The following is a 23,955-nucleotide window of genomic DNA, read 5'->3' as shown; positions in this document are numbered from 1 at the left end:
AGTGTAGTGCCCAAATCTATGAAGGAGTAGCTTGCCTAGAATCGAAGGTCAACAGGCATCCCTTGAAATGTAATGTTTTTAAAATGTACATATTAAAACGGCCAAGAGCTACTTCCTTGGTACAATCAAAGGGAGGCTATTGTATCCCAACTTTTTGTTTCGTGCCGATCTTCAATGCCCGGTCTGGTGTTTGGTAGCGTTATAAAAAAGGTAGTTCCCTTTCCTTTTCCACTGGATTCTGCCCTAATGTCCCCACCATGCGACACAACAATTTGTTTTGTCATATAAAGGCCCAGACCACTTCCCTTAACATTTGGGTGAAATCGCTCAAACGGAGAAAATAATTTTCCTAAGGATTCTTTATCCATTCCCGATCCGTTATCTATGACCTGAAATTCTACTTCCTTTTCAGTTTTTTTAGCTTTAACAACAATCAATGGCTTGTTTTGGTTTCCCATATATTTTATGGCATTGTCCAAGAGGTTGCTAAAAACCTGAATCATTCTGTTTTTATCCGCGTAAATAGTGGGCAAGTTTTCGTGAATTTCCAATGCAATGTGATTGACCTCCAATTTACCCCAAACTAAATTACGTGCCAGTTGGATGATTTCGTTTGAATTCAAAAATTCATTTTCGTTCTTTATTTTTCCAATTCTTGCCATTTTTCCCAAATCACCAATTAGGTCGCCCATGGTATCACAGGAGGTATGTATCATTTCAAGATATTTTTCCATATCGGGGTTTTCGGCCAAATTTATATCCATTGGAATAAGGTTCGCAATTCCCTTTATTCCACTCAGGGGGCTCTTTAAATCGTGGGTTACCGAATACGTAAATCGTTGTATTTCCTCATTTTGAAGGGATAGCTCATCCGCGGCCTTTAGTAGCTTTTTTTGTTGGATTTGAAGCTCCTTGGTACGTTCGGAAATCTTTCTTTCCAGCTTTAATTGATTTGCTTTAAGGCTCCGGATGCGGATGTAGTGGATTAGATATATCAGTCCTAATATAAAACAGGTCAAGATCAAGCCAAACCACCATGTTTTCCAAAAGGGAGGAGTAATGCGTATGTGAAGCAGCCTTTCATTGGCATTCCAGATCCCATCTGAATTTGTGGATTTAACGTGTAGTACGTAATCTCCGGAATGTAAATTGGTGTAGGTGGCCGATGTTTTGTTTCCAACATAGTTCCATTTGTTTTCAAACCCTTCCAAATAATAGGCATAACGCACTTTCTCTGCCGCTTTTAGCGTCAGCGCTTTAAATTCAATATTGAAAACCGAGTGTTTGTGACTGAGGGTTATGGAATCCACTTGGTTGATGTCTTCCTGCAAAACCCCAAAACGATCATTTGGGCGAACGGATGTATTGAAGATCTTAAGGTCGGACAGCAAAACTACTGGGGCGTCCGTTTGTTTTGCCGCCTGTTTGGGATTGAAAATATTGAACCCATTTGGGCCGCCAAAAACGATATCAAAATTGAAAGTCCTGTAAAAGGCAGAGGAATTGTACTCATCGCCTTGTAGGCCATCATACATGTCATAATCCAAAAACTCGCCGGTCTCTTCCTCATATCTGGTAATGCCCTTATCCGTGCTGATCCATAAAAAGCCATTTACATCCTGTACCAATCCCCGTATCGCATCGCTTAGCAATCCATCGGCTTTGGTAATGGATGTAAAGGTGTTGTTTTCAGGGTCAAATTTATTGAGTCCCGCCTGCGTGCCCACCCAGATATTGCCATCATCATCTTGGGTTAGTACGTTCACAAAATTATCGCTCAGGAAATTGGTATCGCTCAAATTGTGATATTGATCATGGGACCAAGCACCGTTTTCCTCAATTAGCCTAAAGACGCCCATGGTTTCCGTACCTACCCATATAGTGCCTTCGTCGTCCTCCAATAAACGTGCTACCGAGGAAATTTTTTCACTATAGATTTCGGATTCCAGTTCTATATCTTCGAACAATTCCGTATCTGGGTGGTACACTTGCAGTCCTCCCCTAAAATTGGCAATCCATATCCTACCCTTGCTATCCTTTAAAAGATCAATGATATTATTGGAGGAAAGAGAGGAGTTCGTCGTATCCCACACTTCGTACGCTTTTGTAGCCGTATCAAAAATGGTAAAACCCGTACCCCAGGAACCGATCCATAATTTATCCTTATCAAAAGTCAGTGTGAGCACCACGTTGGTGTTCAAGTTGCCCACATCCAAGGAAAAATGTTCAAAACGGTTCGCCTTCCTATCCCAATAATTGAGACCGCCACCGTCCGTTCCAATCCATAAGCCCCCATTTTTGTCCTCTGCGAAGGACGTTACGATATTATTGCTCAGTGAATTACGGTCAAAAGGGTTTGCCGCTATTTTTTGAAATTTGTAGTAATTCCTGTCGTAAAAGCTGATTCCTTTCTTGTAGGTGCCCACGTACATGACCCCATTTCGTGTTTTATGTAGCGACCAAATGGAATTATTGGGTATGGAACTTGGATTTTTATAATCCAGTTTCGTATTGGATATTGTACCGTTGGCTAGCTGGTAGAGGGACAGTCCGCCATTCTCCGTACCCAACCAAACATTACCACAATCATCTTGTTCCATGGCCAATAGGGCATGGCCTTGACTGACCATAATCGGGTTCTCGGCGGTAAATGAGCCCTCTTTTAAGTTATAAATTAGGAGTTCCCCATTCCGCATACCAAGAAAAAATTGGGAGGCACCTATTTGTAGGGCACTGCTTGTGTTCTGTAGGTTATCGATTTCCTGCTTTATGGTCAACGCTTCATCGATAATGTAGCTTTTGCCCTCCGTTACGATGAAATAGTCCTGGTTGGCCAAGGGAAATATTTCAATAATTCGGTTGTTGTTCGGTTTGTCCTGTTCCGACTTCGGAAACTCCAAATGTCCAGTTTTTCCTGTTTTGGTATGATAACGGTACAGACCATGCTCAGAGGTTCCCAACCATAGGGATTCCTGAATGTTTTTGATCACCATGATATGCTCGCTCTGTATTTTCCCGCCTTCCGTTTGGAATGGATAGGGCCTAATGACCGCTAGCTTCTCATCATACAAGTTAAGCCCTCTGCTGGTGCCGATCAACAACGTTCCCTTCAGATCCTCGTATATATATTCAATATGGCCATGAGTCAAGCCCAAAGTACTATCACGTGATTCTTCAAAAACTTTAAAATCGCTACCGTCGTACCTATTGATACCTTTGGTGGTCCCGACCCAGAGAAAACCGTGTTTATCCTCAAATATCTCGGTGACCGTATTTTGGGATATAGGTGCTTTGATCGGTATAAAATTCAAGGAATCCAAATTGGATTGGGAGAATGAAAAGTAAGTCCCTAGTACTAGGAGTACGTTGGCCGTCACCAAGGAGAGGGCAGTTCTTTTCATTACTGAAATCTAAATTGTAGTATTTTACTTTCAAAGAAAAGGTTTAATTTCTTAGTATAAAAATTATGTTGCCAACCCTGGGTTATATGTTGTGAAATGATTGCTATTGACAAAATATAATTTGGGTATTCGTCATAAAATGAAGGTTTTAGCTTGTAACATGAAGCGTAAATACCACACTCTACCTTTATGTTGTTTTGTCTCTTTTAGAAGTGAAAAACCCCTCGAGGTATTTCCACTTTAGTTTACCTTAGGCATTGGGTGAAAAGAATATATGTTTTTTTGGACGCACCTTGCGCAGCAGAGCGAAAGGCTCGGTACGGGTCGCTGGGGGAGACATATCACATTTTTATACCTGATTCCCCTTCGACTTACCTCGACTCCGCTCAGTACAAGCCGCTCAGGGGACAGGCAATTAAACTTTTACGATCATTTTTCCTTTTTTCTTGCCATCCATCATGTCCAAAAAGGCCTGTGGGGTATTTTCAAATCCTTTCACGATGGTTTCCCGATAGGTCAATTTTTCCTCGGCCAACCATTTGGACAACTGCTGCATGGCTTCGGGGAATTTATCGGCGTAATTGGAAACGATAAAGCCTTGCATTAAGGCACTGTTTTTGATCAAAAAAGGCTGTACGCTCACCCCGGTCGGTGTTTCGGTGTTGTTATAAACCGATATCGCCCCGCAATTGATGATTCTGGCGAACTTGTTGATGCTGAAGAGCACTGCATCGGAGATTTCCCCGCCCACATTGTCAAAATAGATATCCACACCGTTGGGTGCGGCCTCCTTAATGGCAGCTTTTATATCGTCCGTGGTCTTATAATTGATGCCCCGGTCAAAACCGAATTCGGATTTCAACAGTTCCACCTTTTCATCGGAACCGGCAATGCCAATAACCGTAAGGCCCAAGATTTTCCCGATCTGCCCCACCACACTACCCACGGCACCGGCGGCACCGGATACGATCAAGGTTTCCCCTTTTTTCGGTTTTCCGATTTCATGCAGCCCCAAGTAGGCCGTTAATCCCGTCATCCCTACAATACCCAAATAGGCACTTAAGGGCGCTTTGTCCGGGTCCACTTTTTGAAGGTTTTCGCCGTTGGATATTTGTAGCGTTTTCCAATCCAATCGGTCCCTCACAAAATCACCTTTTTTAAAGTTTTCATTCTTGGATTCGATTACTTCCGCGATGATGCCGGAATTGAGAGGTTGTCCCACTTCAAAAGGAGGGACATAGGATTTGGCATCGCTCATCCGTCCCCGTAAATAAGGGTCCACGGAAAGGTATTTCGTTTCCAAAAGCACTTCCCCATCCTTTAGGGTCAGGTCGTTTTCGGATTCCGTAAGTTCAAAATTGTCTAGGGTAGGCGCCCCTACTGGACGCTTTTTTAAGGTTATTGTTTGTATCATCATATCGTTTTTGTGTTAGGTTATTTCGTATGCATTTTAAAAATTTCACATAAAAGTATCCCTTCGAGGGGTTGATTTTCGATTTTTTCCATCGAAAATCAAGTGTATCGAGAACCCTTTGGGTCATAAAAAGGTTCTCGATACAATTTTTCTTCATTGCATTGCGAAAAATCACTCGAACTGACCCTTTGATCAAGATGACAGGTTCAAAATCCACAATGGGTTTTTAGTAATTTTAAGTTATCCCCAAGGGAGCGTTTACGTTCTTCCTTTAAATATAATCGGTTTGTCGTGTCTGTAGTATGAAAATAAGGGGCAACCGTTCGATTACCCCTTTGCTTTCGTCCATATTTTTCTAAAGACTCATGGTTTCGTTTTTCTTACGCGTCACCAATCATAATGGACTTCGCATTTACGAATTCCTTCATCCCGAATCCACCATGTTCGCGTCCGTACCCCGAGTTCTTGACACCTCCGAAAGGCATATTGGGTTCGGCCAGGCCAAAGGAGTTGATAAACACCATTCCGGTATCAAAATGTTTGCTGGCCATTTCTATAGCTTTATCTACATCTTTGGAAAAAATGCCGCCTCCGAGTCCGAATCGGCTATCGTTGGCAATGCGCATGGCATCTTCATTGTCCTTGGCCTTGATCAATGAGGCTACCGGGCCGAATAACTCATCGTCATACGCCGGTTGTCCTTCACTTACCTGAACCAAGACGGTCGCTGGATAATAATAGCCTTCGCCACCGGGCATCACCCCACCACATAGGATTTCGGCGCCGTTCGCTACACTCTTTTGTACCTGTTCGTGCAATTTTTCCCGAAGATCTTTACGCGCCATAGGACCTAAATCCGTTTCCGAATCGGTTGGATCACCTAGTTTCAGGGCCTTCATGCCTTTTACGAATTTCTCCCGAAACTCGTCATAGACCGCCTCCGTCGCAATAAAGCGTTTGGCGGCAATACAGGTTTCCCCGTTGTTATAGATACGTCCCTGGATGCATTTTTCCACGGCCAAATCGATATCGGCATCGTCCAAAATAAGGTAGGCATCGTTGCTGCCCAGCTCCAATACCGTTTTCTTCAGTTCGCCACCGGCTTTTTCGCCAATTTTCTTTCCGGCACCCGGACTCCCCGTCAGGGTTACTCCCCGCACCAATTCATGTTCTATGATGGTGTCCGATTGATCGTGGGTAATCACCAAGACACTAAAGAGTCCCTCGGGCAATCCCGCCGTATCGAATATCGATTTCAGGAGTTTGGCCGTTCCGGTCACATTTTCGGCATGTTTCAGCAACACACTGTTCCCCGCCATTAAATTGGCAATGGTATAGCGAATGACCTGATAGGCCGGATAGTTCCAGGGTTGAATCCCATAAATAACGCCCAAAGGGGCGTAGGTGATGATGCCTCGGCCACCATCGGAAATTTTGCGTTCCTCGCTTTTGAGTTCCTCAGGGGCATTCTTGGCGGAAAAGCTACAGATGGCACTGCATAGGTCCACTTCCTGTTCGCTTTGCGTCAGGAGTTTCCCCATCTCGGACGTCATCATGTCCGCCAGTTCCTTTTTATAGTTTTGTAGTTCCTCCCCAATGGCGGAAATGATTTTGCCCCGTTCCTCCACTGATTTGAAGCGCCATTTTTTAAAGGCCTCGTGGGATTTTTGAATGGTGTCGGCCACCTGTTCATCCGTCATTAACGTATGCGTAGTGAGGGCTTTCCCGTTCGCGGGATTGATTGTTTTAAATGTTTTATCTGTTGTTGTCGTTGACATTATTTTCTGTTTTTTAGTGAATTACTGTTGTTCGCTGGGTACCAGGTACACATCGTTGATGTTTACACGCTCCGGTTGGGAGAGGGCGTAGTAGATGGCATCTGCAATATCCTCGGCTTCCAAGGTGTCCATTTGCTGCATTTCCTTCATTTTCTCCATGATGTCTTCATCGGTAATGGTATCCGTTAAATTGGTCGCTACCGCACCCGGTTCTATGGATGTGACGTTGATACCATATTTTGGAGCCAGTTCTTGGCGCAAGCCTTCGGAAAACATCTTAACCGCGGCCTTTGTGGCGCAATAGACCGCTCCGCCCGGAAAGTATCTATGTGCCGCCATGGACGATATATTGATGATATGCCCGTCCTTATTGGCTTTTAGTTCGGGTAGTACCGCGGCCACCCCGTTGAGTACGCCCTTAATGTTTACGTCCACCATTTTTTCCCATTCATCCGTCTTCAGTTTTTCTACAAAGGAGAGGGGCATCAAACCGGCATTGTTGATCAGGGCGTTTACGGTTCCGTATTCCGCTTTGGCCTGGGAGACCGCCTTTTCAAAATCTTCTTTTTTCGTGACATCCCCGACCACGACCAGTGCTTCCCCACCGTTGGCTTCAATGGCCGATTTTAAATCGTTGAGTTCGTCTTCGCTCCGGGCCATAAGCACCACTTTGGCGCCGTGTTGGGCCAATTTATGGGCGGCTGCTTTACCGATGCCGCTTGAGGCTCCGGTGACGAGTATTACTTTGTTTTCTACATTCATAGTATTCTTTTTTTTTATTTCTTCCAAAATAGAGGCTAGGAACGGATTTCCTTAATCCTAAAGGGTAGGGGATTGACGGGTTCGCTATGGAGCGCGGTTTATGGTTTTTAGGGTTAAGGGTGAGGGTAACTTCCTATTGAATAGAGGTAAGTTCATTTATATAAAATATAAGATTAAACAAGCAAAAGATTCAAAACAAAATATGTATCTTTAAAACATGTCAAGTAAAAAAATCTACACAAAAAAATTGGGTACTAGAGTTGCGGTTTCCGCAAGACCTCAAAAATCTAGTAAATACCATGTTATTGTTGGTGAAGGACAAAAATGGAATGTTGTTGCTGATGGTAATGTTAGGGCTACTAAAGTTTTTCCAACAAGACTAAGTGCTATTAAATTCGCTAAAGCTACCGCAAATAAAATCGAGGGAGAAGTTATTATTCATAAGAAAAGTGGTGAAATTGAAAAACGGGTTTCCTTGGCAAAATAACTGAATGATTAATGCCATTTGACAAAAACGTTTTCATCAACTGTCCTTTCGACGACAATTTTAAACCCTTACTAAGAGCTCTTTGCTTCGAGTTGATATACTTAGGTTTTCAACCAAAACTATCCCAAACTCTATCATCTTCTTCGATTAGAATAAATCAAATTAAAGAAATAATTAGGTCTTGTAAATATGGGATTCATGACCTATCACGAAGTAAGGCAATGAAAAAAGGAGAATTACCTAGATTCAATATGCCTTACGAATTAGGACTTGATATTGGCGCATTAGAATTCGGAACTCGTAATTTAAAAACAAAGAGAATTCTAATTCTGGAGACTAATAGATATCATTACCAAAAAGTAATTTCTGACATCGCTGGTCAAGATATTGAAAATCATGATGACGATCCGAAAAGCTTAATAACCAAAGTAAGAAATTGGTTTTCTGCAAACTTCCCTACCTCAACAATAGCTGGACCTAGCGAAATTTGGATTGCCTATAATCAATTTATCGATGACCTTAATACCAATTTGTCAGCAACTTATAGCAAAAAAGAAATTGAGGAAATGCCAATAGGAGATTTTATCAAATTTTCAACAGACTGGGTGAAGGAGTTTAATAAATAAGAGCTCCCACAGGAGATTTTATAAGTAATAGCCTACAAACAGGCTAACCATATGGACACTACCTAGAGTCCTTTAAATACAAAGGTCTGTACTAGCAAATGGTCCTAACAACAAATTTGTGACCTACTAAAATGATTGTAATGAATATTATGGGACTAGTGCAAATCGTTTAAGAATTAAAAGTGCCATTTGATTCTGCAGACCTGATTGATTTTTTCCTTTTTTAAGAATATCGCTTTAGGAATAACGCAATACTATTTGCCAAAGAGATGTTTATTGCTCAGTAAGAATATCTATGGAATGATATTATAACTCATTCATTACAAACTCGTACATAAATTTTGCACTTACATAAGCTGCAAATTTTTGATAGTCATCTGATTTATCCTTATCTCCAAAATCGCAAACAACTTTCAAGGATAGAGGCTTTGGTTTTGGATTAAAACCATTAAAGGCACTATAAAAAACACCAAATGTTTCCATTTCCAAGCCAATTAATTTGCGCTGACTATCTTTTAAGTTCAATAGTTCTTCTTGGTTTTGAATTACATATGGAACAGAGACAACGGGACCAATTTGTAGTTTTATAGACGTATCAGGGGAATTACCTTTCCATGATTCTTTAATATCGAAGAACAATTTTGTTTTTGACTGATAAGAACGCACTTTTTCCTTTAAATCCGCGTCTAGTGCTATTGGCGTTGGGTTAGGTGAAAATTCTTTTTCTAGGTTTTCATTTGTGCTTATTTTGCCACTAGTACCATCATATGCTTGGTCTGCAACTAATATATCCCCAAAATTAGTTTTTCCTTTAATTCCAGCGGCTATACCAGTCATTATGATATATTTTGGCCTGAAATTGTGTATTAGTTTCATTGAAACGACTGAGGCTGCCACCATTCCCATTTGCGGTGATGAAGTTGCTATTACACTTAAACTTTTTTCATTATTTGCAAATGTACCTTTATAATATTTTGTTGCATCATTACCAAATTTAAATTCTTCCCAATTAGCGTCAAGTTCTAAAACTTGGGTTAATTCTGGGTCATGGAGAGCGGTTATGATTGCAATATCAAATTGATAATCAAGATTATCCCTTTGTAAAAACTCCGATCTAGTTTTTACTAAATGGTAAAGCATATTCTTTAATTTCTCTTTCCAATCAATTTCTTCTGCTTTGTAATCAATTAATTGCCATAAATGATTTGCAAATTCTTTTTGATATTTATTTAAATACTCACTGAATCCAGTTAAACCAACTATGTGAGTTATTGGCTTGACCTGGGGATTGGAATGAATATCTTTGAGAAAATTTAATCCATTTTCTGGTTTTGGATCACTAGTTTCTTCTAATGGAAGAACTAAATCCAAAATCATTAAATCATAGCTTTTTTGATAAATTAATCTTTTAGCCTTTTTAATATCTTCCGCAAAATCAATATTTGCTAATGGAATATCAATACTCGATAAAATTGATTCCTTAATCTTTTCATTTTTGATTTTATCATCTTCGACTACGATTATATTTATCATCTAAAAGCTATTTAAAGTTTTTGTTAGTTCGTTTTTCCAACCATCTGGTTCTTTTACATTGTAATAAATCACGCCTAAATAATTTGAAAAACTACCTTTTAACTCATTTGTAAACTCCTTATCTACGTAATTCGGATACATTGTAATAACCAAAACGTTTGTATTTATGTCTCTTCGATACATTTCATTTAGTAGATATTTCCCGGCATATTTTTCAAAATCACCACCGGATTCTCCTGGTTCTATGTCATAATTTGGTAAACTCATATCCAATAAAATAAGTGAATACTCATCATTACTAATTAATTCTCTCAAGCCTGAATTATATGATTTTCTTATCTCTACTTGGCAGTTAGAATGGTTTTCTTGTATATAATTTAAAACTTGTTTGAGCTTTTGTGGGTTATCCTCAATGAATAAGATTTTCATACTAAAAGATTTTTGGATGAAATCGAAATACTCACACAAAACTGATTTTTTTCGTCTATGCTCATTCTCATATCATTGGAATCATTATTGAAATCAGATTTAATTATCCTCATAGCTTTATGAAAACCAGATCGTCCTTCTATCATTGATTGATTTAAGTCCATTACGAATGAATCAATTTTTGACCTTATTTCATTTATATCTATTAATTCAGATAAAGAGTTAATTATATCAATCTGTAAAAAACCATTTGAATGAAATACTGAAATCGAAATTGGTATTCTTTCACCTTCTTCAAATCCTGAATGCTTAAGTGAGTTTTCTAAGAAAATCCTAAATAAATCAACAAACGCTGGATAAAATATACCTTTTATTAAATCGGTATCATTTAAATTTAATTCCAGATCGATAGCTTTGTTAATATTTGATTGTTGACTATATTCTAGGCTGACATCAATAATTTTAGACATTTTAAAGTCAGATATATTACTATCGGTAATATTAAACCAACTGGCAATTTTATTAAGTTTATTTTCGATGTTGACCCTAGATTCTGTGATATTATTGTACAAAACTTCAGGGATACTATCTAGTTCCGTTAAAAGATTGTTTTCTAGTTCTAGAATTATTTTAAAAAAATCATCACGTATCTTCTCGTTAATATTTTCCCTTACAATTTCTAAATTTTTTTCTGTGCGCTGCCATAGAATATCAAAAATGCTGTTTAAGAACACATCTATATTCTTTGAATCTTTAAGTGGTATATAGTGTATTTGTAAAAGGAAGTCCTCAAAAGTATAATCCAACCAACCCTCTGGATTGTTGTTTTCTAATTTAATTTGTAAAAATTTGGATAATATTTCTTCATTTATTAAAGTGTCAATCTTTCTTGAAAAATCCCCGAATATGGATTGAACCTTGTTATATTGAGTTTCATTTTCAAATTGAAGTACAACGTTCCAAAAATCATTAGGTTTATATTTATCAATACCTTTTTCAATTTCCGTTATCAAGTTTAAAAGTTCAAATTCTGGGCGAATCTCACCTAATAATACACCATGGCGTATTCTAGCACTTAGATATTGCTGAAGTCCATAATTGCTAAACAAAAACTTATTAAGAACGTAATGAAAAATATCTTTAAATACATCAAATTGTGGGTCTTTAGAAAACTCATTCCCATCATTCTTTTTAGAATTTTTAAAACTTAAAACCTTATCAGAATAAAGACTTATGATTGAAATATTAGTTTCAGAACTTAATTCACCTATTGCTTTAAACCTATTATAAATCGGTTGAATATTCTTTAATTCGGTTTCTATTATTCCATTTTGATTCACATAAATTTTACTCTCGTCAATTTCTTGAATTCCCTTTTGGATAATTTGTTTTTTGGTTAATCTTTCAATTTCATTTAAATAATCATCAGCCTTGGATTGATTAATATCCAAAAGAAATTTGCAAACCGAAATTCTTTCATCAATTTTATGTTTGGAACTTGTTATGAACGGTGAGTGTTTGAATATATCTAATGTGCATATATTTTCAAGGAAAAATACGAGCCTAACATACTCAATTTGTGGAACTTTTAGGGTAAGATCTTTTGGTGTGAAAAATTTATTTTTCTGAAGAAAGCACTCATAAGCAGTATGTATTTCGTAGTCTTCTGAATCTGTCAACTTATAAAAAATCGGAAGATTAATAGTGTGCTTTACAATTTTATATTTTCTTTTCTTTATTTCTTTTTTTATTTCTTCAACCTTAATGTTTTTGACTAAAACGGCATTTTCAAAATATTGGTTTACATATAAATCAATACATTCATCATAAAGGTGTAAGTGTTCTTTACAAACAAATAAATTAATTAAAATTGATTCTTTTTGAAAATCTCTTAAATCCTTTTGAAGTAGGATTTTTTCCCAAATTTTTACGGCCTTAGCATATGATTTTGTTTCTTGATAGTAATTTGCCTCCAGAATTAATTTTCTTTGAGATGATAAGCTTTGATGGCTTTTGATTCTATTTAAGTCAACATTATTCTGCAGGCTTAACAAATCAAAAGTCAAACTAGGACCAAGTTTATTTTCAACAACTTTAAAAGTTTTGTTTGAACAATATTGAAATAATAATTTAGGATTAAAGAAATTTGAATTTAACATGGCTAATGGAACCATCTTTTTCACACCTTCTTCCTCATAATGATAATAATTTATTAACGTGTATGAAACTGAATTTATAGAACTAAGATTATATGCTATTCTTTGTAATTCATTGAGAGATTCCAAATTACCATCCTTTTTCTCAAAAAGTTTAAAAAGGTTCATTAATATTCTATTTTGAAATGAATCTTTTATTTTCCCTATTGGGTTAAATTTTTTATTCTGTAAGATTAGGGTTTTTATATAAACTTCATAGAGCTCAATATTTTTGGGGCATTCTAAAATAATGTCTAAAAGTTTACATTCTGCTTCAACAAAGTTTCCAGATGTATAAAGATCTAAAGCAATAATTGTCGTTTTATCAATATTTGAAATTTTATAATCCCAATCGAACTTAGTATCCAACGCAAATTGAAGTTTATCAATTTGTGAATCCTTTATTTTTTTTGAAAGGTAGTAGAGTCGACTGTCTAATGCATGCGAATATTTTTTCTCTTTTTTTGGTTTTAAAATTTCAAGTTGTAAAATTCTAATTAACGATATGTACTTATCGATTATAGAATGGTAGCCTTCAAATGTTAAAAATGCGGGTAAATACTGAAAAGAATCAACCTCTAAGAAGTTTAACTTAAAATTGTAGTATTCTAAATCCATATGATTTTGATCTTCATAAGATTTGAATAATAATCTGGCAAGACTCATCTTGTATTGGTTAATAGAAACCTCTTTTTCAGATTTCAAACTAAAGAAATGAGAAAAGTATTTTATGAACCATTTTTTGTTATCCTTATTAATTTTGGTCAAGAAAGCGGTATTTTCCTTTAAACCTTTTTGGATTTCAATAAGTATAAATCTTTGCTCAATACTCCAAAGAGATATACATATATCTCTTTCTATTGCATCGATATATTTAAGTGATTCTTCATATTCTCCAATTAATAAAGCATTTTCGTACTGCTCTCTTAATTTTACGAAGGAATTAATTTCGTTTTCAAATTTTCTAACTGATAAAAGAGCCCAATTAATTTCTTTAATTAAATCGTCATTTTTATCAGTATGCAAAGTTTCTGTATCTCCTAATTCAGAAATAGATTTTGGAGTAGAACAACCATAAATCAACTTTTCATGAGTTCTATTATTAGGATTTAAATTATCGACTATATAACAGATATCAGAATAATCATAAAAGTATTTTAATTTAGAAAAGGTAACAACAGGATCCTTATCCCTTTCTGTTAGATTTATTCTAAACTGTTTTAGCATGAATTTTTTAAAGTAATCCATTAATTAAATTTTCAAAAAGTAGAAGATAAAAACATTTAGCCTTTCCTCATACTTAATATTATTTAATTTATTAAGATTTATTATCAAAGAAATAAAGAAAAGTAAGGTTAATTGATAAATGGATTTCGTCCTATGGATTTTAATTCATTTTAAACTGCCTTATAAATTAGTTACTAATAAATTGGGTTGAGTCTACAATAATTTTTCAATTTGACCGGTGAAAAGATTAGTGGGGATATAGATTAAAAATTTGCCTTAAGAGTTCTTAATTTAGAATTTCATAAAATCCACTTTTAGCATTTATACAGTATTTAGATAGGACTTTTAGTACCTACAACTAATCCATCACAGAAAAGTAGTATCTTTTGAAAGGTATAGCGCCAATGCTTTGTACACCTTAGAAAAACCTTTTTTAAAAACCACCACCATGAAAGCCACCATCCTAAAAACCTTCCTATTTAGTCTTTGCTTTTTCACAGTCTTTGAGTCCCAAGCACAAGTGGACCCGTCCTATTACCAAGATTTGGAGTATCGAATGATCGGGCCCTTCCGTGGCGGGAGGACCGTAGGGGCGGTGGGCGTACCTTCCCAACCCAATGTATTCTTTATTGGGGTAAACAATGGCGGAGTATGGAAAACGGATGATTATGGCCGTACCTGGAACCCCATTTTTGATGACGCGCCCACAGGTTCCGTAGGGGATTTGGCGGTGTCGCCCTCGGACCCCAATATCATTTATGTCGGTACCGGCGAAGGGCTGCACCGGCCGGACCTTGCCGTGGGGGATGGCATCTTTAAATCCACCAATGGCGGTACAAGCTGGGAACATATCGGGCTGGAAGATATCCAACAAGTGAGTCGGGTGATCGTACACCCCGCCAATCCAGACGTGGTGTATGTCGCCGGTTTGGGCCATCCGTACGGTGCCAATGAAATGCGGGGTATTTTTAAGTCGGTTGATGGTGGAAAGACCTGGAAAAAGACCTTATATCTAAATCCAACCACCGGTTCCACGCAAATAGAAATGGACCCTAACGATGCAAATATTTTATTTGCGGCCATGTGGGAACATCAGGAAGGACCGTGGGAGAACGCCAAATTCTCCGGCCCCAACAGCGGACTCTACAAATCCACCGATGGCGGGGACACCTGGCGACAAATTACCAACGGACTCCCCGGAGCGGAAGAGGGCTTGGGCAGGGTAGGGGTGGCGCTATCGGCCAGCAATTCCAAACGCCTCTATGCCACGGTGGATGCCCGGGAAAACGGTGGGGTGTATACCAGTGCCGATGCCGGTGAAAGCTGGAGCCTGGTCACCACGGAAAACCGACTCTGGGGCCGGGGCAGTGACTTTGCCGAAATCAAGGTACATCCCAAGGATGAAAATACAGTGTTTGTGGGCAATATCGCCTCGTACAAATCGGAAGACGGCGGTAAAACATGGACCTCCATCAAAGGCGCCCCGGGCGGGGACGATTACCACAGGATTTGGATTAATCCCCTGCAACCGGAAATCATGCTTTTTGCCGCGGATCAGGGAGCGGTCATCACCGTAAATGGTGGGGAGACTTGGAGCTCGTGGTACAACCAGCCCACGTCACAATTGTACCATGTGAGCACGGACAACCAATTTCCGTATTGGGTCTACGGGGGCCAACAAGAAAGTGGTGCCATTGGCATTGCCAGTAGGAGCAATGGGGGACAAATCTCCTTCCGGGAATTTATAGGGGTGGGTGCCGATGAATATGCCTATGTGGCCCCGGACCCTTTGGACAACAATATCATCTATGGAGGACGGGTGATTCGCTTCAATAAAAAAACGGGGCAATCGCAGTTTGTCGGTCCCGAAGTGTTGCGTTCCCGGGATTTCCGATACCTACGTACGATGCCCTTGCTGTTTCATCCGGCCGATGATAGTATGTTGTTGTTCGGGACGAATGTGATTTGGAAAACCCATGATGGGGGACAGCACTGGGAACAGATCAGTGGCGACCTCACCAGACCACGACCCGAAGTGCCCGCCAGTGTCGGTGATTACAAAACCGAGGCGATGGAAAACATGCCGCAACGTGCCATCGTGTACGCCATTGGACCTTCTCCCTTGGACAAAGATATTATTTGGGCGGGTACGGACGATGGCCTCATTCAGGTGACACGGGACGGGGGCAACACCTGGACCGACGTAACACCGACCTCGATTACTTCTTGGGATAAAATTTCACAGATCGATGCCGGACATTTCGAGGCCGGAACGGCCTATGTGGCGGTGAATGCCATTCGCAAGGACGATATGCAACCCCATATTTACAAGACCCATGACTTTGGGGAAACCTGGGAAGAAGTGGTTACAGGGATGAATCCCTCCGGGCCGGTTAACGTGGTGCGGGAGGACCCGAAACAAAAAGGTTTGCTCTTTGCCGGAACGGAGCGGGAGGTCTATTTTTCGGCGGATGATGGGGCCACTTGGCAATCCCTAAGAATGAACATGCCCGCATCTTCCATTCGGGATTTGGTGGTGCATGAAAACGATCTGGTCGTTGGTACCCACGGCCGCTCCATTTGGATCTTGGACAATTTTAGTCCGCTGCGGGAGTTGGTCGGCTTGTCCGATTCCAAAGTACATTTATTTCAACCCAGCGATGCCTACCGGGTACGGTTCAATATGTTTAGCGACACGCCCTTGCCCCCGGAGGAACCTACGGGACAGAATCCGCCGGATGGCGCCCTTATCGATTATTATTTAGGAGCCGATGCCAAAAAAGTGGAACTCAATATCTTGGATTCGAAAGGCGGATTGGTCAACCATTTTTCCAGTGATGATGTGGCGGAAGTGTTGGATACGACCCAAATGCAGCATCCTTCGTATTGGATACGTCCGTTTAAAGGCTTGTCGGGCGAACCTGGGCACCACCGATTTGTTTGGAATTTACGGTACAAGGAGCCCCAGGGTGCCCATCGGGCCTTTGCCATTGCGGCCGTGCAATACGATACCCCCAGCGGACCCGAGGGCCCTTTTGTAGCTCCGGGAACGTATACCATCCAACTGAAGGCCGATGGGGAAACTTTGGAAAAAAATATCACGGTAAAACTGGACCCACGCTCCGAAATGAGCGAGGAAGCCCTTGCCCTACAAACCGGCCTGTCCCTGCAGACCTACACCGATTACGGAAGATTGCAGGAGATTCGGGAAGTGATTGACGCCAGCTCGGCAAAAGGTAGAAAGAAGGAAAAGTTGATGGCCTTTCGAGGGGATGGCGCCCCGGAAGATGGCGATTTGATTTATGGAAGTATTTATGCGTCGGATCTGGAGGATGAAACGCTAGTCGGACTGCAATCCAAATTACTTTTTCTGCTCAACGTCTTGCAAAAAACCGATGCCCGACCCACGGTCGCCACACAGGAAGCCGCAAAACAGTTACATACACGCGTGGGTGAAATGGAAGCGCTTTGGGAATCGAAGTATAAATAGTCGGTAGGGAAGCGGTTAAACGTTAAAAATCATAAAAATCCTTGGCTTGATTTGGTGTTTTTTTACTTTGGCGGAAACCTTCAAACGTGCTAGCGAAAAGACGACAATTGCCCCAGGAATACCCTATGGATTCCGAAAAATTCATCTACTGCCTGGAAGCGGTGGCCGATGCGGAACTGGACCAAATCACCGAAGTACAAAAAAGCCTGGAACAACTGGCCATGCAATACGGCGTGGCGAGTATTTATAAGACCTGCGATACCATTGAGGGGCTGGAAGACAGCCTCAATGCCTTGGTCATGGACGACCATCATTTTAAGGACTATGAGATCATCTACCTGGTAATGACAGGCGAGGCCAATAGTATTTGCTTGAACGACTACTACTATAGTTTGCAGGAAATCGCGGAACTCTTTGAGGGTAGGTTACGGGGCAAGATCGTGCATTTTTCCAACGCCAAAGTGCTGGATCTGGACGAGGAGGAGGCCCAGTATTTTTTGGACATTACCAATGCCAAGGCCGTATCCGGCTATGGCCACCCCTCACAGGGCATCAGCAGTGCCATGCTGGACAAGGCCTTTTTCAACCTGTTCAAGAAAGGGGACGATATGTTCGAGGTTGTGGAAGAACTGCACCGCAGGCATTACGATGCCTGTAAGATTCTGGATTTTAGATTATACTATTAAATCCTGCTCGCAATAGGGTATCTATCGTTTGCTTGAAGGTCTAACCGTTTAATCTATTTTCCCTGCGCTCCCTACGGTCGTCCCTGCGTTCGCGACGGTCTTCCCGTAATTCCCCTTTATCCTCTTGGATTTCTTCCTGGGTCCCCAAAAGGTCATTGTTCATGGTAGTAATAAACTTTTCAAGGATACCGTTTCCAAGCGTTTCATCGGCTTTGGCGCTTTCGTAGAGGACCTGTTGGTTTTCCAATCGGGCCTCCAATTCGGCACGGTCGGCCACATCGTCCCGTTTGTCGCGGCGGTCGTCACGGGTATTCCTTCGGTCGCGGCGCATATCCCTTCTATCGTCCGGGGTGCCTTCGAAAGTTCTGCGGTTGCTTCTTTTTTCCCTACGGTTGGTCCCTTTTTCCACGGAACTTTGCACGACTTCCCGCTTTGCCCAGGCTATTTTTCCCTCGGTCTGCTGGATTTCCCGTTCCATGGCGGTCAGGATTCCCTTCCGATACTTTTGGGCCAATTTGGTATCGCCATTTTCAAGGGCCGACTGGAATTCGGATACATCGGCTTTAAAGCTTTCCAGTTCTTTGGTGTCCCGTTCCAATTGCGCGTTCCCGACCTTGATCTGTCGGTGGTCCTGAACGGCTTCCTTGGCATTCTGGGCCGAAGCAAAAAAGGCCGTCAATAGTATAAGGGTCGCAGTGAGATATTTATTTGTTGTCATTGTCTTTGATTTTATCGGTTTATAAAATTTTAAAATATAAGATCTAAAAAATACAGTAGGGGGGTTAATTGATCACTGCATTGATTTTCTCCCAAAGGGCATTGTCAAATCCCGATACCGCAAAATTGGCATTCTGCGGGTCCGATGCATTGCCCATACGAATGACCACCATGTTTTTGCTAGGAACCACATAGATACGTTGGTCCTTGGCACCCATGGCCGCCACCATGTCGGCCGGGGCATTGGGAATCAAAGTCCCAGGATACACGGTTTGGTCGCTGGGAAGCATGTATTGGGACTTTCCGTTCAACCACCATAAGTATCCGTAGGAGGGATTGATGTCTTGGGATGTGGTCACGCATTCGGTAAAGAAAGATGCATCGATGACCTGCTCCCCGTCCCACGAACCGTTATTTAGGCTGAGTAGCCCGAAACGGGCCATGCTTCGGGTGGTGCTGTGAAAGATGGTGAAGATCGTTCCTTCGTTCCAAAAACCGTCCATACCGATCTTCGCCTTGAGGTTTGTGTTGAAGTAGCTTTCAAAATCGGTCGCACTGGATTCGGCCACCACATCCATCAATTTTTGAAACACGTTTCCGTAGGCCCATCGGGTGCCGGCATCGGCGATATAGGTGAGGTTGGATTTTACCACCAATTGTTTGGTATCGTCAATGCCAGAGGTCATCGTGAGCAAATTCCGAACCGTAATTAGGTTTTCCTTTTCCAAGTCCATATTGGTCCAGTTTTCCCCTAGATAGTCGGACACTTTGTTATCGATATCTATCAGTCCGTTTTGCTGTGCAATGCCCGTGGTGGCGGATGCCAAGGTTTTTCCGGCACTGTTCCATTCCCAAGGCTCTTGGGCCGTGTGTCCGTCAAAATACTCCTCTATCACGATCCTGCCATTGACGAGGATCATAAAGGATTTGGAATTGGTCTGGATGAGAAAATCTTTCAAGGGATCTAGTTGCGACTCGTCCCATTGTAGACTGCTGGGTGGAACGGTTTCCCACGTATTGCTTCCAATGGGTGGAAAATAGAGGGTTTGATCGGGTGGAGCTATTGGCCCGTCGTCCGATGAGGAGCAACTGACCGCCATACCAAGCACCAGTACCAAAAGCAAATACATATATTTCATCTGTATATTTTTATTGTTTTTCATAGGTCAGATGCAATTCGCCAATAACCATCCCGGTTTGTATCAAGACTTGTTATGGCTCATTTCATAGCTTTTATTTTTTAGACTTCTATTACGCCATTGACTCACTATTACATTTCTAGGTACGTTTTTCTCGTATGTCCCTGAAACTCCCGCTCTAAACAATGGAATTGAAGCATATCATATAACGTGCTGGTTTTTGGTTTGTTGTGTGGGGTATGGGCTGAATTATAAGGATACTTTTGCATGTATGTTCAATTTTGGATGATACGAAGGGATATTCTGTTAAAAACATGTCAAATTGTTTTTCAACTAGCGTGTTTCCTTAGGATCGGGGTATCTTCTGCCATATTTTTGAAGGGCCAGTAAGAAGAACCTCCAAAGGCTTTATATTCTTTTATTCATTTAAAATTAAACAACCATGAAAACAAAAACCCTTCTTTTATTTTTATTCCTGCCGATGTTATTGTTGAACGCACAGGGCGAATTGAAGTCGGTGGAAGGCTATTCGCCAAACATCGGACGAATGGTATATATGTTGGAAGACCTAAAAGACCGCATTACCGAACAGGTTAAGGACTTGGACCAATCCCAAACCGATTTTCAATATGATGCCCAAGCGAACAGCATTGGCGCCTTAATCATGCATTTGGTCTCTACGGAATCCTATTACCAAGTAGCGACCTTGGAGGCTAGGGAATGGACGGAAGCGGAGCTTGCAAGCCTTGGTATTGCGGGAGAATTGAATGCCAACGTAAATAGCATGCTGAAAGGGGAGCCTATTGCTCATTATCTGGATCTATGGGAGGAAGTACGGCAAAAAACCTTGGCCGCATTCAAAACCAAGGATGATGCCTGGTTCGCCTCGAACATTGAGGAGGGCTTGAACTACCATTATATCTGGTACCACGTCATGGAACACTCGGCCAACCATATGGGGCAAATTGGGACGATAAATAACCGGTTGCCTGAATAATTCCAATAATTCAGTTTAAGTCTTCTGTATGTAAGGATTCAAAACCTGAGTACGACTACCAAAGCAATTTTACATAACGGCAAATTATAGATACAAATGCGAACAAGCTCAAGCGAAGCTTACCGATTAAAAAAAAGTTTAATGACCCCGTTGTAAATTTTATTTGCTGACGAACTGCCGAGGGATATTTTATATAATATATAATTATAACTTACGAATGCGGTCAGTAATAAACATTATCAGCAAATTGCTTTGACATAAAATCGGTATCGTTATAGCACTAAAGCGCTAGAACTGATTTTATATCAAATAGCATAGGTATACGCAATTTGCTACCCATAAGAATCTGTACTATAATTTATATTATGTAAAATAGACTTTTTTAAACCTGGTATATAGTTCTTTCGTTTTTAGCCGCTTCCTCTTCTCTTTGGCTTTAGAATTCATAACCACCAACTTTTAAAAACATTTCCATAGAAAAGAAATGTATATTTATTCCACCAATTACCAAACTATATGATATCCGATCCATTTCAACGATTCCTTCTAGGCATCGTACTGTTTTGTTGTGTTGCCGGCTTTTCACAGACCACCCCAAAAAATCAACAATTTAACCGTCCTTTTTACCAAGCGACCTTTTTGGAAACCGAACCTGTCGTAGACGGCGAAATCCGCAACGAAGCCCTTTGGGAGTCGGTTCCCTTGGCCCCGGACCTCATTCAGATAAAGCCTTCCTTTGGCGCCCCCGTGTCCGAAAAAACGGAAATTCGTGTCGCTTATAGCAATACCACCTTTTATGTGGCCGTCGTCTGCTATGATACGGAACCCGATAAAATTGTGGTCTCCGACAGTCGCCGCGATGCGGATCTCAACGATGAGGATAGTTTTCTCTTTATCATCGATACCTATAACGACCAGCAAAACGGCTTCCTTTTTGGCACCAATGCCCAAGGTATGGAATACGACGCACAGATCAACAACGAAGGCAAGGGAAATAACAATGCCAATCGTCAACAGGGCGGCGTAATTGGGGGTACCAACATCAACTGGGACGCTACCTGGTCCGTAAAGACACAATTGGGCGATTATGGCTGGAGCGCCGAGTTTGCCATTCCCCTGCGCTCCCTGCGTTTCGCTTCCGGGGAGGCCAAAACATGGGGGCTCAATTTTCAGCGGAACATAAGTAAAAACACTGAAATTGCCTACTGGACCTCCCTCCCATTGGGTTTCGACCTCAAACGCCTGGCCTTGGCCGGTAAATTGACCGGACTCAATCTGAAAAATCCTGGGAACCTAAAGTTGATACCCTATGCCCTGGTTCAGGGTATCAACGACCAATCCGTCTCCCCCAGCGAACAGGAACTGGACGCGGAAGTGGGTATGGACGTCAAATACAGCATTACCCCCAGCCTTACCCTAGACCTCACCTATAACACGGACTTTGCCCAGGTGGAAGTGGACGACGAACAGGTGAACCTAGACCGATTCAACCTCTTCTTCCCCGAAAAAAGGGCCTTTTTCCTTGAAAATGCGGGTCAGTTTTCGGTCGGAAGTCCCGGGGAGGTAGACTTGTTCTTTAGTCGGCGTATCGGTTTGGGTCAGGATGGTAGTATCGTACCAATCATCGGCGGAGCCCGGGTTTCCGGGAAAGTCGGACAAACCAATGTGGGCCTGCTGAGTATGTTTACGGAGGATGTGGAATCGGCAGGTATTACGGAAAACAACTTCTCCGTGGCGCGTGTCAACCATAACTTTGGGAATTCCCGAAGTTCCTTGGGCGGTATATTCGTAAACCGACAAGGTTTGGCGGGCCTCGATGATGATTTTAACCGGGTGTATGCCATAGACGGCAAATGGGGCATCGGAAACAAGGCGGAAGTGAACGGCTTTTTTGCCAAGAGCGTCACCCCTTCCATCAACGGGCAGGACCATGCCTTTAAATTATTGGCCAACTACGAATGGGACGGATGGAACCTGAACGCGGGCTACACCGAGGTGGCTCCGGGATTCAATCCTGAAGTCGGTTTTCTACAACGGACCGCCTTCAAAAAGCCGGAGTTATTGATTTTTAAGGCACACCGGGTGAATGGGAACGGGAGTTTCTTGGAAATGCGTCCCCACCTCTCCTATCGTGGGTACTGGAACTTTGACAATGAGCAGGTTACGGGCTTTCTACATGTGGACAACCACTGGGTATGGCGCAGCGGCTTTGAGATCCATACCGGTATCAATTTCACCCAGGAACGGGTATTCGCTCCCTTCAATATTTCCAATGTGACGGTACCCATCGGCGAATACAAAAATGAGGAATTACAGTTTGTGTTGATTACCAACCCGAATAATGCTTTTTCCGTCAGTACCCGTACCTTCATCGGTGGTTATTTCAACGGTATGCGTTATTCCAACAGCGGTACGGCCAATTTTAGGGTAGGGAACAAATTTGTATCCTCTCTGACCATGAGCCACAACGATATCCAGCTGGAAACCGGAAATACGACGGCCTTGGTGGGCGGACTCCGATTGGCTTATAGTTTTACCCCGCGCATCTTTTTACAAAGCTTGATACAGCGCAACAATGTTTCCGAGATCACCTCGGTAAATGCCCGTTTTGGATGGCTACAAAGTGCCAACACCGGACTCTTCGTGGTATTCAATATTGTACGGGACGATAACCCTTTGGATTTTTTGGACAATCAGACCCTAACCATAAAATACACGCATCGGTTTGATGTCTTGAAGTAGCTACCCATACATGCATGTGTACGCTACTCAAATAAAGAGTTGGTTATGGATTGGGACCCATGGGTTTTAGATAGACGAAAATTCAAGCCTAAAATTCCAAATTCCCTGGTGATTCTTAAACCCAAAATATGCAATAGAAAATCTATTACGGCTTCAAACTACTTCAAACACACGCTATTTAAGCTGTTTTTTAATTTAACCATAGCGATGCTATGCAAAAATTAAGAAAACACTTGTGTTTATTGTATTTTGAACCCTCATCAATAAGTCCTAATGCATAATTTGGGTTAAATGGGTCGATTATACATCTAGACAATAATTTTCATTAATCA

The 23,955-nt window shown here is 41.3% G+C and carries 15 protein-coding genes; 6 read left to right on the top strand and 9 right to left on the bottom strand.

The window, feature by feature from the left end; genetic code table 11:
* Positions 1-125 precede the first annotated feature (125 nt).
* The 4 genes from ACZ41C_RS17280 to ACZ41C_RS17265 all read right to left on the bottom strand — a co-directional run bounded on the left by ACZ41C_RS17280 (position 126) and on the right by ACZ41C_RS17265 (position 7,355).
* Entirely contained in the window at positions 126-3,401 is a 3,276-nt protein-coding gene (locus ACZ41C_RS17280) for a ligand-binding sensor domain-containing protein (RefSeq protein WP_464563242.1), read from the bottom strand.
* Positions 3,402-3,816: 415 nt separating this feature from the next.
* Entirely contained in the window at positions 3,817-4,815 is a 999-nt protein-coding gene (locus ACZ41C_RS17275; RefSeq protein WP_464565777.1) for an NADP-dependent oxidoreductase, read from the bottom strand.
* Positions 4,816-5,195: 380 nt separating this feature from the next.
* Positions 5,196-6,593: an NAD-dependent succinate-semialdehyde dehydrogenase gene (locus ACZ41C_RS17270; protein ID WP_464563240.1), complete on the bottom strand. Its 1,398-nt coding sequence runs from the start codon at positions 6,591-6,593 to the stop codon at positions 5,196-5,198.
* 21 nt (positions 6,594-6,614) lie between these two features.
* Positions 6,615-7,355: an SDR family oxidoreductase gene (locus ACZ41C_RS17265; protein WP_464563238.1), complete on the bottom strand. Its 741-nt coding sequence runs from the start codon at positions 7,353-7,355 to the stop codon at positions 6,615-6,617.
* A gap of 217 nt (positions 7,356-7,572) precedes the next feature.
* Between ACZ41C_RS17265 and ACZ41C_RS17260 the strand changes: the two genes are divergently transcribed.
* Entirely contained in the window at positions 7,573-7,842 is a 270-nt protein-coding gene (locus ACZ41C_RS17260; protein WP_464563236.1) for a DUF2188 domain-containing protein, read from the top strand.
* Between the two features lie 221 nt (positions 7,843-8,063).
* A complete protein-coding gene (locus ACZ41C_RS17255) occupies positions 8,064-8,468 on the top strand; it encodes a hypothetical protein (protein WP_464563234.1) in 405 nt (134 codons plus the stop codon).
* Between the two features lie 306 nt (positions 8,469-8,774).
* Here the strand turns inward: ACZ41C_RS17255 and ACZ41C_RS17250 are convergent, their stop codons facing one another.
* From ACZ41C_RS17250 to ACZ41C_RS17240, 3 genes are read right to left on the bottom strand one after another with little or no spacing between them, the layout of a single operon-like run.
* A complete protein-coding gene (locus ACZ41C_RS17250) occupies positions 8,775-10,001 on the bottom strand; it encodes a phosphorylase family protein (protein WP_464563232.1) in 1,227 nt (408 codons plus the stop codon).
* Entirely contained in the window at positions 10,002-10,430 is a 429-nt protein-coding gene (locus ACZ41C_RS17245; protein WP_464563230.1) for a hypothetical protein, read from the bottom strand.
* Entirely contained in the window at positions 10,427-13,873 is a 3,447-nt protein-coding gene (locus ACZ41C_RS17240; protein ID WP_464563228.1) for a hypothetical protein, read from the bottom strand. The genes ACZ41C_RS17245 and ACZ41C_RS17240 overlap by 4 nt, the downstream gene beginning before the upstream one ends.
* 427 nt (positions 13,874-14,300) lie before the next feature.
* Here ACZ41C_RS17240 and ACZ41C_RS17235 point away from each other — a divergent pair, with 427 nt between their 5' ends.
* Complete coding sequence (locus ACZ41C_RS17235; RefSeq protein WP_464563226.1) at positions 14,301-17,342, top strand: WD40/YVTN/BNR-like repeat-containing protein; 3,042 nt, start codon at positions 14,301-14,303, stop codon at positions 17,340-17,342.
* A gap of 86 nt (positions 17,343-17,428) precedes the next feature.
* Positions 17,429-18,028 carry a DUF6642 family protein gene (locus tag ACZ41C_RS17230; protein ID WP_464563224.1) on the top strand — a complete coding sequence of 200 codons (600 nt, stop codon included), beginning with the start codon at positions 17,429-17,431 and terminating at the stop codon, positions 18,026-18,028.
* Between the two features lie 40 nt (positions 18,029-18,068).
* On the opposite strand, the gene ACZ41C_RS17225 is transcribed toward ACZ41C_RS17230, so the two are convergent.
* Positions 18,069-18,746 carry a hypothetical protein gene (locus tag ACZ41C_RS17225; RefSeq protein WP_464563222.1) on the bottom strand — a complete coding sequence of 226 codons (678 nt, stop codon included), beginning with the start codon at positions 18,744-18,746 and terminating at the stop codon, positions 18,069-18,071.
* Positions 18,747-18,810: 64 nt separating this feature from the next.
* Positions 18,811-19,884, bottom strand: a complete 1,074-nt coding sequence (locus tag ACZ41C_RS17220) for a serine hydrolase domain-containing protein (protein ID WP_138259631.1) — start codon at positions 19,882-19,884, stop codon at positions 18,811-18,813.
* A 442-nt stretch (positions 19,885-20,326) separates the two neighbouring features.
* Between ACZ41C_RS17220 and ACZ41C_RS17215 the strand changes: the two genes are divergently transcribed.
* Positions 20,327-20,881, top strand: a complete 555-nt coding sequence (locus tag ACZ41C_RS17215; protein WP_464563220.1) for a mycothiol transferase — start codon at positions 20,327-20,329, stop codon at positions 20,879-20,881.
* 516 nt (positions 20,882-21,397) lie between these two features.
* Positions 21,398-23,623: a carbohydrate binding family 9 domain-containing protein gene (locus ACZ41C_RS17210; RefSeq protein WP_464563218.1), complete on the top strand. Its 2,226-nt coding sequence runs from the start codon at positions 21,398-21,400 to the stop codon at positions 23,621-23,623.
* Positions 23,624-23,955 lie beyond the last annotated feature (332 nt).

The sequence above is a fragment of the Maribacter sp. C-4077 genome (assembly GCF_055378385.1).
The sequence above is the reverse complement of the archived record's forward strand: the minus strand, read 5'-3'. Positions and strand labels throughout refer to the sequence as shown.